Below are 14,690 nucleotides of genomic sequence, written 5' to 3' on the forward strand. Positions count from 1 at the left end.
GAAAAGGCCTTGGGCTTTGACCGAGAAATTGGACTAATCGACTCCACATATCCCACCACATGCTTGACGACTGCATCATCATAACCACCCAAAAATCTTTCGACATAAAACTCGTTAAAGTTTATGTACTTGAAGGCCTTAGACATGGACAGAATAAAGGTATTCAGGCATTCCTCATCATCAAAATCAACCTCCATTTCCAAGCTTAAGCAAATAAAGGCTTTATAGACAATTTGTAGCCGATCATAGCCCTTGATACCACTGCCGAACTTGCCGACCGTTTCGGTGGTCGCCACGGGGAAATTGGCGATCAAGAACTCAATACTACGGCGTACCCGGGTGAAGTCCTTGAAACTAATCTTTCGATGATGAATCTGCATGCGGCTTTCATGAATTTCATACACAATTGAAAACCATGCAAGAAAAGAAGTAATCTGAAAACTCTGATCCTTATAAAAATATAAGTATGGATGTAAGCCCAAACTCGGAACCCCAGCATTTTTTACAGGCGTCGCTATTCTGCAAAGAATGGTCAACAGATGCGACATTAGGTTTTCAACGCGCTCCCCCTGATTCAGACTCATAATATTATGAATCTGATCACCCGCAATGATATTCATCAGCTCATTGACCAGGCCAATTTTTTTGCCATGACTCATTTCATTGTCTAATAAAATGGTCGAAAAAAGTAACTGGTGGATCCTCTCCCCTAACTCAATCAACTCATTTAAACGTGTATATTGGAGCTCTTCTAGGTTAGATTTATTGTCATTGATATAACAACAGGCATAGATCGCATAATACGCGTCACTACCGCGATTTCTTAGGTGATATTCCTCATATTTATCTAAACGTTTAGTATCTGAGTTAATAGATTGAAATACCCGTCGCGCATCTTCCGGAGTCCCCAGTACCTGCCGGAAACTGATTTTAATATCGCCTAATTTCGATTTTTTTTTCTGCAAATTCGGCATCAGTACAAATTTTTTGAAAATCAGCAAGATCTCCTAAATAATTGCGGAGGTAACGAATATCTTGTTTTTGTTGATCATTGAAATTAGGTGCTTGAGGGACTTGCTCATCCGCAAAATATCTATTGATCCACGCATAGATACAGGAAAGACGATGTGCTCCATCAATAATGTAAATATTGCTGTGTATATCTTTCCAATACAAAATGCATAAATTGATGTTTTGATCTTCTGTGCAATCCTCAATAAAGTTTGCAATTTCTTGCACGCTCCAACATTCCGTAGAACGCTGGTTATCCGCCTTAAATAAACATTTGATGATTGGATGCTTTTCAAAATCAGTCAGTGTCACTTCAAAATTGTCACGCTGCATTGAAGGTGACATTTCTTCTGGCAACATGACTTTACGCTGAATAATATTGGTCAATAGTCGTGTAGAACCCATTTCTTATTCTCTCCAGGCAACACTTTCCTACTTTCGCTCAAGTACGAAATTTGAAAATGTATATAGTTCGATTTGGTTAAAGCTGTGAATTAAATGACCGTCAATATCCAGTCAGCGCTAACAAAAGAGACCTAAGAGAAATGGGGGGATTAGAGAACGTAATAAATCATAAAAAAGCCCCGATTGGAGAAAAGGGGCTTTAAAGATTGTATTATACCATTGAAAAATAAAGAAAAAAATATAAGAATTTCGTATAAGGTGTATTATGTTAATTTTAGGAAAGGCTCTAGACTAGTAGAATGATTATGTTAGTCTAGAGCCATATAATTAACATTATTGAAGTATTTTACATGGCAATTTTTCGACATTCTTCTGCACACTGACGGCAAGCCTCAGCACATTTTTTACAATAATCATGTGAATGTTTTTCACACTCTTCCGCACAATATTCACAGATCTTAGCACAAAGCTCACAAATCTCTTTGAGGAAAGGTGAGTTATGTTGTTGCATACGCACACATAACTGACAAATATCTGCACATTCTAGACAACGTTGAATACATTCACGCATCATCTCTAAATCTTTTTCTTTTAAACAAGAAGTTGCACATTCAGTACAAATAAGTGAACAGTTTGTACATGCAGAAATACACTTTGAAAATTCCGTATTAATCATTTTTTACTCTCAACTTATATAATCAAAGAAATAATTAAAACATAATTTTTTTCTACTAATTATTTTAAATTATTAGTAAATGTAATACATAATGTTAATTTATATGAATAATGTTAATTTTAACTAAATCTTATTTATATTCCAAATGGCTTTGTTGCACAAAGATTTGAAAGGCAAAGCGCCCCTAATTGAGCCAAATTTAAGGCGTAACTTGGGTAAGTGGTCGACCTAATTCCGTAAATCTGTTGAGGACTGCTACACGTGCATGAACCTCATTGACTTGGCTATCAAAGCTCCTTGCACTGAGTTTATCTCTTAATAATTTGATGCAGTGCATTTTAGTCTCAACCAAACTTCGGCGATGATAGCCTGACCATTTTTTCCATAGTGTCCTACCTAAACGTTTAATTGTTCGAAGTAATTCATTTCGCTCTAGCGAGCTACTCTTTGTATCTTTCCATGGTTTCGCATTTTTTCTAGGTGGAATCACCGCATGTGCTTGCCGATCTGCAATGACCTGACGGCATTGCTTGGTGTCATAAGCTCCATCGGTATAAACAGAGTCAATCTGCTCATCTTGTGGAATCTGATTAAGTAAATCACCAAGCACCTGTGAATCACAGACATTATTGGTTGTGAGCTGAATAGCGCGTATTTGTAGGGTTTTGGCATCTATACCAATATGTAGTTTACGCCATTGGCGACGATATTCAGCTCCATGTTTCTTGCGTTTCCATTCGCCCTCACCTAGAAACTTCATCCCTGTAGAGTCTACGAGTAGATGCAGCCCATCGCTACTTTTTTGGTAGCTGATTGCAATATCAATATGCTTTTGTCTTCTACAAAGCGTACTGTAATCTGGTGCGGTCCAATTTAATCCGCAAAGTTTAATCAGACTTTGCACAAAGCCAGTGACCATACGTAAAGATAGACGGAATAAGGATTTAATCATTAAGCAGCATTGGATGGCTGCGTCGGAGTAGGTTTGATTTCGCCCTTGTTTGCCTTTTGATGGAGCATACCATTGCGTAGCAGGATCAAACCAAAGGGCAATATTTCCGCGATTAATGAGTGCTCGGTTATATGCGGGCCAATTGGTTGTGCGGTAGATTTTGTGTGTAGGCTTCTTCATTTGAAAATTATATCGCTGAAAAAGCCTTTACAGATAGGTTTGTGCAACAAAGCCGCTGGAAACTAAAAGTAAGGCACCGAGGACAATTGCAATATCAGCCAGGTTGAAGGCCGGCCAATGCCAGTCTCGCCAATAGAAATCAAAGGAATCCACAACATAGCCGCGAAAGACCCGGTCAATCAGGTTGCCCATGGCGCCACCGAGGATAAGACTGTAAGCGATGGCTTCTCCTTTATGACGATTTTCAAGGATCAGCTTGATCAGAAAAATCGAGACCACTACCGCGATTCCGATAAAAAAGTAGCGCTGCCAGCCTCCACCATTCGCAAAAAGACTGAATGCGGCACCGGTATTCCATACGTGTACCCAGTTAAAGAATGAGGTCACTGAAATAGACTCGCCATATGCCATTGATTGTTGCACCAGCCATTTTATGGCCTGATCAGACGCTGCCAGCAGGCCCGATATGGACAACAGAGCGTACGGTGACAGATGTTTGCCAAAAATGGACATTGCTTAATCCTTGAGCGCCAGAATGCGTCTAGCACCGTTAAGTACAATTACCCCCGCGATGGTGCCGATAATCAGATCCGGATAATTGGACCCGGTCCACGCGACCAGAGCGCCGGCGGTGATGACCCCCAGGTTGATCACCACGTCGTTGGCCGAGAATATCCAGCTTGCCTTCATGTGCGCCCCGCCCTCCCGATGTTTGGATATGAGCAGCAGACAACTGGTATTGGCAATCAATGCGACGAATGCGATAGCCATCATCACCAGCGATTCAGGCTCACTACCGAATACAAAGCGTCTCACCACCTCTATGAGTACGCCCACAGCCAAGATCAGTTGCAGTACACCAGCAAGATGCGCGGCACGTACCTGCATTTTCACGCTATGTCCAACCGCATAAAGGGCAAGCCCGTACACCGCCGCATCGGCAAAATTGTCCAGGGATTCTCCAATCAGGCCAGTGGACCGGGCGATCAGACCGGCAGTCATTTCCACCACGAACAGAAGTGCATTGATGCCGAGCAACCAGCGCAGGGTCCCGGATTCTTGCTTAGCAGAAGCTGCCGAAAACTCGGCGGCCTTGATGGTCTCCGGATTTGCAGCGACGGTTTCCTGAAGCGAGGCGCCTAGCCCCAAGGTCTTCAGTTTCGAGGTGACGGGCTCGACCTCACCGTCATGCACGACCTTCAACCGGCGGTTCGACAAGTCGAAGGACAGTGCCCGAATCCCCTCAACGCCGTTCAGGGCCAGGCGAATCATGCGCTCTTCTGATGGACAGTCCATCTTCGGCACGGCATAAACACTGACCCATTCCCCCGACGCATCGGAGGAGGCCTGCATATCGGTATCCGACGCAGGCCTTGCATGGTCGCCACAGGGGCCTCCGCAGTTTTTACTCATGATATGACTCCACTTGAATGTGATCGGGTTTTCATTTAAAACTATATAGTAGCTATAATGTCAATAGCGTAGAGAATCCGTTGCGGAGGAACCCGATGCGTATTGGTCAGTTGGCACAGTCAGTAGGGGTAGATACACAGACGATCCGCTTCTACGAACGGCAGGGCTTGTTGCCGCCGCCTGGTCGGCAGGAGAACGGTTACCGTGTCTATACCGAGAAACACGTTGAGCGGCTGGCCTTTATTCGTCGCTGCCGCATCCTGGATCTGTCACTGGCAGAAATTCACGAACTAAAGCGCTATCAGGACGACCCTCATCAGTCCTGTACCGCTGTCAATGCCTTGCTCGATGATCACATCTCTCATGTGCGCTCGCAGATAACCGCTCTACAGGCGCTTGAGAAACAACTCGTTTCACTAAGAGCGCGTTGCAACGATGACCGGGAAGTTAAGGCGTGTGGGGTTCTTGCTGGAATTAGCGAGGGAAGCATGCATCAGCAGTAGGTTGGAGTGCCAACCAGATAATCCGATGAGATGCCGGTTTGCCTCACTCTCATGCAAAGGTAAGATCAACCATTTAATCCGCTTACCCTATTTTTTTTTGCTTTCACCTTATCCAAAATTCACCACCCCATAATTGAAAATATTTTGAATTATAAGCCCTTAGGGTGCTCATAATCCATAAATCAATTTCGAAGTTCTTTGTTGCATAAAGCCTTTAAAGATTGAGTTTTCCTAAGCAACTCAAATTTAAGTTACAACTCGGGTATTAGGTCGGCCTAATTCCATAAATCTGTTGAGGACTGCTACGCGAGCATGAATTTCACTCATCTGACTAGGAAAGCTTCTTGCCATTAATTTATCGCCTAATAATTTGATGCAGTGCATCTTTGTTTCGACCAAACTTCGGCGATGATAGCCTGACCATTTTTTCCATAGTGTTCTACCTAGCAGGGTTTTAGTATCTATACCAATATGAAGTTTACGCCATTGGCGACGATATTTCGGCTAATGCTTTTTACGTTTCCATTCACCTTCACCTAAGAACTTCAAATCCGTGGAATCAACGAGTAGATGCAGTCCATTGCAACTCTTTTCATAGCTAATTTGAATATCAATATGCTTTTGTCTTCTGCGAATGGTTGAATAATCCAGAGCTGTCCAATCTAATCCGCAAAGTTTAATCAAGCTTTGGACAAAGCCAGTCACCATGCATACAGAAAGACGAAATAAGGATTTAATCATGAGATAGCACTGAATGGCTATGTCAGAATAAGTTTGATTTCGACCATGTTTTCCTTGTGACTGCGAATATCATTGAATCTTAGTATCAAACCAAATTGTAAAATTACCATGATTGATCAAAGCATGATTGTAGGATGACCAATTCGGTGTACGATAAATTTAGGTGTAGGCTATTGCTGTATAAGACCTTATCGGTAGGTTTGCGCAACAAGGCCTCAAAATCCCACCTTAAAATGCAAATAGCAAAAAAACTCTACCATTCGATTGATTTCATTTTAGAAGTAATGAAATTAGTATCTGTTTGTAATGATATTTTATAAAATTCAATATTAGATCTGCAGAGAAAAACTTATCAAACTAAGTATTGGCTAGTCTTTTTCTTCGAAAAACTTATCAAACGAAGTATTAAGTTAATCTTTTTCTTCAACTTCTTCCTTAAACTCAAACAAATCATTCATCGTACAGTTAAAGTACTTACACAACTTATCGGCGACTGGTAATTCAATACGTACAGCACGGTCATAATACATACTTGTGAGCGTGTTGCGATTGATACCTGTTGCATGCACCACTTCACTTAATTTTAAAATTTTTCTATCGCCCATGAGGCTAGATAACTTACAAGTAATCATATTTAAATTAATTTACAAAAAATAACTTGCTGTGGGTTATTTGAAGTTGTTGCCTGAGTAATACTTTGCTAAAATTAACCTACAGCAGGTTATTACAACTTATAGAAAGTATATTTTATCCATTTCAATTAAATTATAACTTTTTAAATATAAGGATTGAACCTGCATTAGATTTTTTTGTGGAGATGACCGCCGTGTTACCAAATGAGTTATTAATCAGCCAGCAAGCTCGTGACTTAGGAAATCAATTAATTAAAGAAATGAACATCAATAGAAGTTATGGATTGGCTAATTTTCTTGGAGTAAATACTTGCTATGATAATCATCAGGCTGTACTTATTTGGACATTTCAACTGCTAGAAAGAGAACCTGCCTTAAATGAATTAGCAGAAATTAAAAAATATTTTCTTTTAATCTTTCCAGATAGTGTTTATCAATTAGCCTAAGTTATTTTTAAAAATTATTTTTTTTATATAAAAACACTAAATCAAAGAAAACTTTCTTTTAAAATACCTATTAATTCAAATTCATACGATTTACAGAGTATATGAAGCATAAATTCTTGTTCCTGCTTTATCACTCACTCCTACTAGACCTTAGTAAAGACTAAAATTACATAGCTCTTTTTACTGATACTAAACGATTCATGCCCACACTACGTTCTGCAGCTTCGAGGGCTAGTTTTTGTTGAACCACTGAGAACAAGGACAATAAATTGCCTACTATATTTTTCCGGAGAGTGGTGTAGGAACTTTTTCATTATTGCTAATCATATCAGCGACAACATCAGCAACGAGCTCCTCTATTCCTGAGAATGCTTTAGACTGATCCGCATCATGCTAAGACAATGATGGAAACTCAGCACACAACCCAACATACCCATTATCTTCAGCTGACCATTTAACACGGTAAGTATATTGTTTACTATCCATTTGACACCCCATCATGTTTTAAGTTTATGTATAAAAGTACGATTTTCACTTACTAGTACTTAAATAATCACCCCACCACTGCATCATTTCAGTCCGTTGAGCTAAATAGTCAGCGTGATTATAGCTGGCACGGGTACGGTTCTTATCAATATGTGAAAGTTGTGCCTCAATCCAATTATCTTGGAACAAACCTGAGTCATTCAAAATGGTACTAAAAGTAGAACGTAATCCATGAGAAGATAGTTGATGTTTGCCATACCCCATCTTACGTATGGCCATATTTAGAGTATTAAAATGAATCGGTTGATTGTGTTTGCGAGGGCTAGCAAAAAGGTATTTTTCACCGTATGACCACTGCATGACGTCTTTCAAAATCTCTAAAGCCTGATTTGAAAGTGGAACTAAAAAATCTGGAATCTCATGGCCTAATATGACTTTTCGTCGAAACTGTTTAATATGCAAGGCAGGTATTTTCCAGATTTTTTCATTTAAATCAAAATGATGAGGCTCAGCCAATAACAATTCGGCCCCTCTCACGCCAGTATGTAATTTGAACATCAGTGCTTTTTTAATAATGGGATGGGCATCCAATTTTTGTAATTTATTCTTAAAATCAGATATTTCCTCCGCTTTCAAATACGGATAATTTTTCTTGATTTTGCTGTTAATGGTGATTTTATTTAAACCATGAGCGATGTTGAACTCACAATAACCCATCGCTACAGCGTAGTCATAAATTTGGTTCAAATAACTACAAGCTTTTTTGACAGGTTCTTTTACTTGGCGTCCCTCTATTTTTTTGATTACTGAAACCAGGTCATAGCGCTTGATGTTTTGAAAAGGTAAATCCTGAAGGTCTGGATAAATATCTTGCTGTAAGCATCTTTCTGCTAACTGTAGTACACCACAGCGGGGTAGATCGTTGAAGGCATTCTTCAGTTTGAACTGTAACCACTCCTCCCCGACCTTACCAAAGGTGATAAGATTAGAGGCAGTATCATGTTCAAAACAGAAATTATTGTCTTTAAAGTCATCTCTGACTTGTCGTGCCTTTTTCAGCGATAAATCAGGATAAAGACCTAACTGAATGCGTCGACGTTTTTTAGTTTGTGGATCTGTATAGCGATAGCACCAAGATTTTCTTCCACTCGGCTCAATCTTCAGGCTAAGCCCATCTTCATCGGATAAAAAACAGGTTTTTTCCTTGCAATGAGCTTGGCGAACTTTAATATCAGTAAGACTCATGGAATTTAAATGAAACCTAATAAGGGGTTGATTGGATCAATTATATCAAAATAGAACGCTTTATATATGATGCGTATGATACGCATCATATATTTTTATAAGTATTTGTTAAATAAAGTTTATATATAGATTGGCTATTCCTTAGTGACCAATTAATTAACCATTGATTTCGCAAGTCTTAAATTAACATTTGAAGTGCAACTCTATGTTATGACTATTCACAGTTCTGTTCCATGATTCATGGTTACTTATTACTTATGTTACTATGTCAGGGGCGATACAAGAATTAAGGTAACCTTATGAAAATAGCGAATACGAAATTACTAGCTGGTGCTTTTATGACCCTAACTTTAACTATGCTTAGCCCTGCCGCACTTGCAAATGATAACAATGATATACGAAAGACTGTTGTAGTTAAGTTTGCTAAAAAAGCTTACTCTGCAAATTATTACGGAAGGATAGATGGATACAAGTATGATTCCTACAAATTTTATGCTAAAAAAGGGCAAAAGTTAAAAGTGAGGTTGACTGGAGGAAATGTTGAAACTTACTTATGGGGTAATCAATTAAAAGACTCCATCAATCTTGGAGAATATTCTCCAAAGCTTGATGATAATGGTATTTATATTTTACCTGCTTCAGGTGAGTATGAAATTAGAGTATTACAACCTAGATCACAGGCAAGAAAAGATAAAAAACCTCAATACTGGATGAGTATTAACATTAAATAAAGACTTGCTAGATTCGTTTAAACTTTTATACAAGGGTTCAAAAACTATTGCCAGTTAAACGGGGCGTGATTTTTACGTATATGCGTTTATGTTAGTAAAATGATGTAGTTTACTTGTTTAATACCCCGAGGAATAATTTAATCTTGCTGTGCGTTAGTCACGTTTCTTTCTTTCAGAAGTTGATTATATCTTTCAACGTAACCGTCGTGATATTCAAACTCTTTTGATAGGAATTTGATGGGAAGAATAGGCGAAACTTGTCTTAAATAATGGTAATTCCTTATCTTTAAAATAGAGAACGCCCGATGAAATTCATTAGGCGTTTAATTTAAATAAGTGTCAGCTTATTTTATAACTAGATGTACTTGACAATCACGATTCTTTTTCTAAATTGCCTTTAAAAAATCAATCTTGCTATTTTTGACTTTTCACACCATTTTGTTCAATTTGTACTGCGGCTTGCCAGCTAGGTAGTTGGCTTAAACCTGCTACATAACGTTGGATATGGGGATAATTTTCACCTTGTCCCATATGATAAACTAAAGCATGTAGTCCAAAGCCCATCATAAAGTCAGCACCGGTTAAACGGTCTGCCACTAGAAATTCTTTATCTTTTAAATATTCATTTAAATGGCCGAATACTTTATCGAACTCAACTTGAGTATAATTTTCTAGAAATACCAACTTCGTACCCTGCTTGGTTTCAATCGCATTAAACGTTTTTAATAAAAATGGCAGCATGGCAGAGCTTTCTGAGAAATGAATCCACTGTAGATAATCGACATAGGTAGGTTCATCCATATCTGGTGCTAAATGCGGCGCAAGTTTCTGAATTAATAACTCAACGATTGCGCCTGACTCTGCAATAACTTTGCCATCCCATTCCAATACTGGAGATTTCCCTAAAGGATGGATGTTTTTTAAAGATTCAGGGGCCAAATGCGTGCTTGAGTCACGATAATAGCTTTTCAGCTCATAGGGCTGCTTGATTTCTTCAAGTAACCACAAAATGCGAAAAGAACGTGATTGATCTAAATGATGTAGTGTAATCATAATATTCCTATTTTTTTAAATTTTTACAACCACTTTGCCAAAGTTTTTGCCTTTTAACATACCATTGAAAGCATTGATCGTGTTATCTAAACCTTGCACCATATGCTCTTTATATTTGATTTTTCTGTCTTTCAACCATTCAGACATTTGCTGATTGAATTCCGGATACTGATTGCCATAATCATCAAAAATAATAAAGCCTTGCATGCGAATACGCTTTCTTAAAAGAGTGGAAATAAAGCCAGGTAAACGGTCTGGCCCTTGTGCTTGCTCGGTAGCGTTATACTGCGAAACCACACCACACACCGGTACACGTGCCGCAGAGTTAAGCAATGGCCATACCGCATCAAACACTTTACCCCCTACATTCTCATAATAAATATCAATACCGTTGGGAACTGCTTGTTGTAATTGTTCTGCAAAATTTTCATCATGATAATTGATACAAGCATCGAAGCCGAGTTCTTGTACTGCATAATGGCATTTTTCAGCCCCACCTGCGACGCCAACCACGCGACAACCTTTAAGTTTGCCAATTTGTCCAACTGTAGCACCAACAGGTCCCGTTGCAGCTGCAACGACTAAAGTTTCACCGGCTTTAGGCTGACCAATGTCCAACAACCCCATATAAGCAGTAAAGCCAGGCATCCCCAAAATACCCAATGCCCAAGATGGATGTTCGGGTTGCATACCTAAGCTTTGACATGCAGTCCCATCAGAAATTGCGTAGCCCTGCCAACCATTTCCAGAAAGAACCCACTCGCCTTCTTTGAATTTTGGGTTTTTAGAGGCCATCACTTGACTGACTGTTCCACCGACCATCACTTCGCCAATTTCAACCGGTGCTGCATATGAGGGAGCATCACTCATGCGACCACGCATATAAGGATCGAGTGACAAGTAAATGGTTTTTAACAATATCTCGCCTTGTTTAAGTTCATTGAGCTCAACTTGCTCAATACGAAAATCGCTGTGTTTTGGCTCACCCACTGGCCGTTTAGCTAAAACGATGCGTTGATTAATAACTGTTTTCACACATATAACTCCATGTTTTATTTAAAAGTATTTCTCTTCATAATCAAAAATTATGATTAAAATTTCTTTACATCCATTGTAGATGAGTTATAATAAAAAACAATACGACTGGTCTATTTTTTTTACAATAGAGTAAATAATTAATATGAAGCCTACTCCTATTAAAAAGTCTGAAGCGAAGCGCTTACACATTCTTAACACCAGTTCAGACCTGATTTTGCATAAAGGTTTTACTGGCGTAGGATTACAGGAAATTTTACAGAGCTGTGAGATCCCCAAAGGCTCGTTTTATCATTATTTCCAATCCAAGGAAGCTTTCGGATGTGAATTGGTACAGCATTATGTGGATAATTACCAAGTCCGTTTAAATGATGTATGGCGTAGCGATAAATCCCCTTATCAAAAGCTGATTGAGTATTTTAATTTATGGATAGAAGATCCTGAAACACACTGTGGTTGGGCGAATAGCTGTTTAATTGTGAAACTTGCCGCAGAAGTTGCCGATCTATCTGAAGATATGCGTTCCATTATGTCCGCTGGCGTGGATGATGTAATCCAACGTATTGCTGGTTTAATTGATTTGGGAAAACAGGATCAGTCTATTCAAGCAAATACTGAGGCCTCGACGTTGGCACAAGTACTTTACCAAATGTGGTTAGGTGCAGCATTACTGAGTAAGTTGCAAAAAGATAAAACACCATTACATCAAGCTCTGAGAGCAACTAAATTTCTATTAAAAAGTGAAGATTGATAAAATTTAGATTAAATATCAATTACATAATTAATGACAGCAGCCCAATGATTAGTTATTAATGTGTTGCTATTAGATTAATTTACAATCCATGAGTATAGCGCACAATGAATTCTTCTCCTAAAGCCCTCATGACTCGTATTTTAGTCGGATATTTAGGCTTATATCCCACACTATTACTGGTACTCACTTTATTAAAGCCAATTACTCAGCATCAAAGTTTCCCGATGATGGTGTTGATTGAAGTCATAGTATTAGTGCCAGTAACGCAACTGATTTCTTTCCCACTGGCAGGTTGGCTCATTACACAGCTAAAAATTTTTAAGAATTTGTTTTAATAAGAATTTATGCTGGCAACAGCAATCCTAAGTCCTTATTTTGCCAACCACAAAGGTTGGCAAAATAACTCACTTAGTCAATATTAATCTGCGTAAGCTGGATAATCAATATAGCCTTTTTCCGTCCCACCATACATAGTGCTTGCATCTACTGCATTCAATGGCCAGCCATTGGCGATGCGATCGGGTAAATCTGGATTCGCAATAAATGGGCGTCCAAATGCAATTAAATCGGCCAGCCCTGCCTTTAAAATTCGAGTCCCTCTTTCTGCCGTATATCGACCTGCATAAATAATCCGACCACTGAAAGTGTCTCTGACATCTTTACGAAAATTATGAGGAAGTTCTGGTGCATGATCCCAATCAGCTTCTGCAATCGATAAATAGGCAATCCCAACTTCTTCAAGTATTTTTATGGCTTCAATATAAGTCACATGTGGATCATCTTCAACCAACCCCATATAAACACGATCTTCCTCTGTACTTTCAAATAGCGGGGCAAAACGCACTCCTAAACGATCTGCACCAACCACCTCAGCAACTGCCTGTACTACTTCACGTAAAAAACGCAAACGATTGTTTAGTGATCCACCATATTCATCTTCACGGTGGTTACTATGTGCAGAGATAAATTGATTTACCAAATAACCATTTGCACAATGAATTTCAACCCCATCAAAACCAGCAGCCAATGCATTACGCGCTGCTTGAGCATAGAGTTGCACTAATTCTTTAACTTCTGCATTGCTTAAAGCACGTGGCATTGAAGGATCAGCCAAGGCCCCTGCATTGGGCCCGGTTTCAATAAAGACTTTAACATTACTATCAGCCCTAATAGCCGAGGGCGCGACCGGTGATGCGTGATCGGGTTGCAAAGATGTATGTGAAACACGCCCAACATGCCAAAGTTGTGCAAAAATAATGCCTCCTTTAGCATGCACTGCTTCCGTCACTTTACGCCATCCAGCAATCTGTTCAGGGCTGTAAATACCGGGAGTCCAAGCATAGCCTTGACCACGTGGCTCGATTTGCGTACCTTCGGTCACCATAAATCCTGCCCCGGCACGCTGTTGATAATAGGTTGCCATCAGTTCATTTGGAATATTCCCTGGCTGAGTACTACGCGACCGCGTTAATGGTGGCAATACAATACGGTTTTGCAAAACATAAGGGCCTAAGCTTAAGTTTTGAAAAAGTTTGCTGTCTTTCATTTCATTGAATCCAAGTCATCATGGCTTAATTGATCTAAATTAAAAAAAATAACCTTCCTTCCTGTATATAGAAAAATAAAGGAAGGAAAGCTATTCACTCAGGCCCTTCACCATTAAGTGAGGGTTATTTTGCTTATTGCGCCAGTTGCTCAGAGTCAGAAGTTTATTCACTGCTAAGCACCACAACAGAGACTAGCTACTCTTTATTTCAACAATTGAAGTAATGCTGTAGCGGTTGCAGCAGAAGATGCTGGATTTTGTCCAGTAACCAGCAAGCCATCTACTTGAACATATACTTGCCAATCATCCACTTTAGAATAATGACCACCGTTTTCTTTAAGCATGTCTTCGACTAAAAATGGTACAATTTCAGTCAAACCTACAGCGGCCTCCTCAGTATTGGTGAAACCAGTCACTAATTTACCGCTAACTAAAGGCGCTCCATTACTCGCTTTCACATGTCGAAAAACACCCGGGGCATGACACACTGCTGCAACAGGTTTGCCAGACTGAATCGCCTGTTCAATCACAGAAATTGAAATCGGATCTTCTGCTAAATCCCACAATGGGCCATGCCCGCCTGGATAAAACACTGCATCATAATCAGCTACAGAAATTTCGCTAAGTTTATGCGTCTGTGCCAATGCTTGCATTGCAGTTGGATCAGCTTCAAAACGATGAGTGGTTTCAGTTTGCGCATCGGCCAAATTACTTTTCGGATCTAGTGGTGGCTGCCCACCTTGAGGCGACGCCAGCGTAACTTCAGCACCAGAGTCAATAAAGGTGTAATACGGTGCAGCAAGTTCTTCTAGCCAGAAACCTGTTTTCTTACCAGTATTGCCAAGTTGATCATGTGAGGTTAAAACGATTAAAATTTTCAT

15 protein-coding genes and 3 pseudogenes are annotated in these 14,690 nt (G+C 39.5%); 5 read left to right on the forward strand and 13 right to left on the reverse strand.

Features of this window, described 5'->3' with window-relative positions; all coding sequences use genetic code 11:
• From ACXM0J_RS17330 to ACXM0J_RS17350, 5 genes and pseudogenes are all read right to left on the reverse strand, one after another.
• Nucleotides 1-1,416 (reverse strand): annotated as a pseudogene (locus ACXM0J_RS17330) (HNH endonuclease); the annotation flags it as partial.
• A gap of 346 nt (nucleotides 1,417-1,762) precedes the next feature.
• The gene (locus tag ACXM0J_RS17335; protein WP_004827037.1) at nucleotides 1,763-2,092 is read right to left on the reverse strand and encodes a four-helix bundle copper-binding protein; all 330 of its coding nucleotides are present in this window, start codon (nucleotides 2,090-2,092) and stop codon (nucleotides 1,763-1,765) included.
• Between the two features lie 199 nt (nucleotides 2,093-2,291).
• Entirely contained in the window at nucleotides 2,292-3,224 is a 933-nt protein-coding gene (locus ACXM0J_RS17340) for an IS5 family transposase (protein WP_000743262.1), read from the reverse strand.
• A 27-nt stretch (nucleotides 3,225-3,251) separates the two neighbouring features.
• Complete coding sequence (gene lspA, locus ACXM0J_RS17345) at nucleotides 3,252-3,683, reverse strand: signal peptidase II (protein WP_227556264.1); 432 nt, start codon at nucleotides 3,681-3,683, stop codon at nucleotides 3,252-3,254.
• A 57-nt stretch (nucleotides 3,684-3,740) separates the two neighbouring features.
• The gene (locus ACXM0J_RS17350; protein WP_009392494.1) at nucleotides 3,741-4,637 is read right to left on the reverse strand and encodes a cation efflux transmembrane domain-containing protein; all 897 of its coding nucleotides are present in this window, start codon (nucleotides 4,635-4,637) and stop codon (nucleotides 3,741-3,743) included.
• A 95-nt stretch (nucleotides 4,638-4,732) separates the two neighbouring features.
• Here ACXM0J_RS17350 and cadR point away from each other — a divergent pair, with 95 nt between their 5' ends.
• A complete protein-coding gene (cadR, locus tag ACXM0J_RS17355) occupies nucleotides 4,733-5,140 on the forward strand; it encodes a Cd(II)/Pb(II)-responsive transcriptional regulator (RefSeq protein ID WP_001219642.1) in 408 nt (135 codons plus the stop codon).
• 246 nt (nucleotides 5,141-5,386) lie between these two features.
• On the opposite strand, the pseudogene ACXM0J_RS17360 reads toward cadR, so the two are convergent.
• Together ACXM0J_RS17360 and ACXM0J_RS17365 are read right to left on the reverse strand one after the other, a co-directional pair.
• Nucleotides 5,387-6,040: pseudogene (locus ACXM0J_RS17360) on the reverse strand (IS5 family transposase).
• Nucleotides 6,041-6,291: 251 nt separating this feature from the next.
• Complete coding sequence (locus ACXM0J_RS17365; RefSeq protein ID WP_004658364.1) at nucleotides 6,292-6,513, reverse strand: helix-turn-helix domain-containing protein; 222 nt, start codon at nucleotides 6,511-6,513, stop codon at nucleotides 6,292-6,294.
• 194 nt (nucleotides 6,514-6,707) lie between these two features.
• On the opposite strand from ACXM0J_RS17365, the gene ACXM0J_RS17370 reads away from it, so the two are divergent.
• Nucleotides 6,708-6,959, forward strand: a complete 252-nt coding sequence (locus ACXM0J_RS17370; RefSeq protein ID WP_000937271.1) for a hypothetical protein — start codon at nucleotides 6,708-6,710, stop codon at nucleotides 6,957-6,959.
• A 276-nt stretch (nucleotides 6,960-7,235) separates the two neighbouring features.
• On the opposite strand, the pseudogene ACXM0J_RS17375 reads toward ACXM0J_RS17370, so the two are convergent.
• Together ACXM0J_RS17375 and ACXM0J_RS17380 are read right to left on the reverse strand one after the other, a co-directional pair.
• A pseudogene (locus ACXM0J_RS17375) lies at nucleotides 7,236-7,457 on the reverse strand (antitoxin HicB).
• Between the two features lie 33 nt (nucleotides 7,458-7,490).
• Nucleotides 7,491-8,690, reverse strand: coding sequence for a tyrosine-type recombinase/integrase (locus tag ACXM0J_RS17380; protein WP_000059636.1), 1,200 nt, complete (start codon nucleotides 8,688-8,690; stop codon nucleotides 7,491-7,493).
• 299 nt (nucleotides 8,691-8,989) lie between these two features.
• Here ACXM0J_RS17380 and ACXM0J_RS17385 point away from each other — a divergent pair, with 299 nt between their 5' ends.
• Nucleotides 8,990-9,421, forward strand: a complete 432-nt coding sequence (locus tag ACXM0J_RS17385) for a PPC domain-containing protein (protein WP_000684953.1) — start codon at nucleotides 8,990-8,992, stop codon at nucleotides 9,419-9,421.
• A gap of 414 nt (nucleotides 9,422-9,835) precedes the next feature.
• On the opposite strand, the gene ACXM0J_RS17390 is transcribed toward ACXM0J_RS17385, so the two are convergent.
• Together ACXM0J_RS17390 and ACXM0J_RS17395 are read right to left on the reverse strand one after the other, a co-directional pair.
• On the reverse strand, nucleotides 9,836-10,474 hold the full coding sequence (locus tag ACXM0J_RS17390; RefSeq protein ID WP_000631290.1) for a glutathione S-transferase family protein: 639 nt from the start codon (nucleotides 10,472-10,474) through the stop codon (nucleotides 9,836-9,838).
• Between the two features lie 15 nt (nucleotides 10,475-10,489).
• Nucleotides 10,490-11,509, reverse strand: coding sequence for an NADP-dependent oxidoreductase (locus tag ACXM0J_RS17395; protein ID WP_000859510.1), 1,020 nt, complete (start codon nucleotides 11,507-11,509; stop codon nucleotides 10,490-10,492).
• A gap of 145 nt (nucleotides 11,510-11,654) precedes the next feature.
• Here ACXM0J_RS17395 and ACXM0J_RS17400 point away from each other — a divergent pair, with 145 nt between their 5' ends.
• A complete protein-coding gene (locus ACXM0J_RS17400) occupies nucleotides 11,655-12,260 on the forward strand; it encodes a TetR/AcrR family transcriptional regulator (protein WP_000805351.1) in 606 nt (201 codons plus the stop codon).
• Between the two features lie 107 nt (nucleotides 12,261-12,367).
• Nucleotides 12,368-12,598: a hypothetical protein gene (locus tag ACXM0J_RS17405; protein WP_001088959.1), complete on the forward strand. Its 231-nt coding sequence runs from the start codon at nucleotides 12,368-12,370 to the stop codon at nucleotides 12,596-12,598.
• An 83-nt stretch (nucleotides 12,599-12,681) separates the two neighbouring features.
• On the opposite strand, the gene ACXM0J_RS17410 is transcribed toward ACXM0J_RS17405, so the two are convergent.
• Together ACXM0J_RS17410 and ACXM0J_RS17415 are read right to left on the reverse strand one after the other, a co-directional pair.
• Nucleotides 12,682-13,809, reverse strand: coding sequence for an alkene reductase (locus ACXM0J_RS17410; RefSeq protein WP_000655283.1), 1,128 nt, complete (start codon nucleotides 13,807-13,809; stop codon nucleotides 12,682-12,684).
• 203 nt (nucleotides 13,810-14,012) lie between these two features.
• Nucleotides 14,013-14,690: a type 1 glutamine amidotransferase domain-containing protein gene (locus tag ACXM0J_RS17415; RefSeq protein WP_000697979.1), complete on the reverse strand. Its 678-nt coding sequence runs from the start codon at nucleotides 14,688-14,690 to the stop codon at nucleotides 14,013-14,015.

The sequence above is a fragment of the Acinetobacter sp. GRABPA_MV_2 genome, assembly GCF_056725885.1.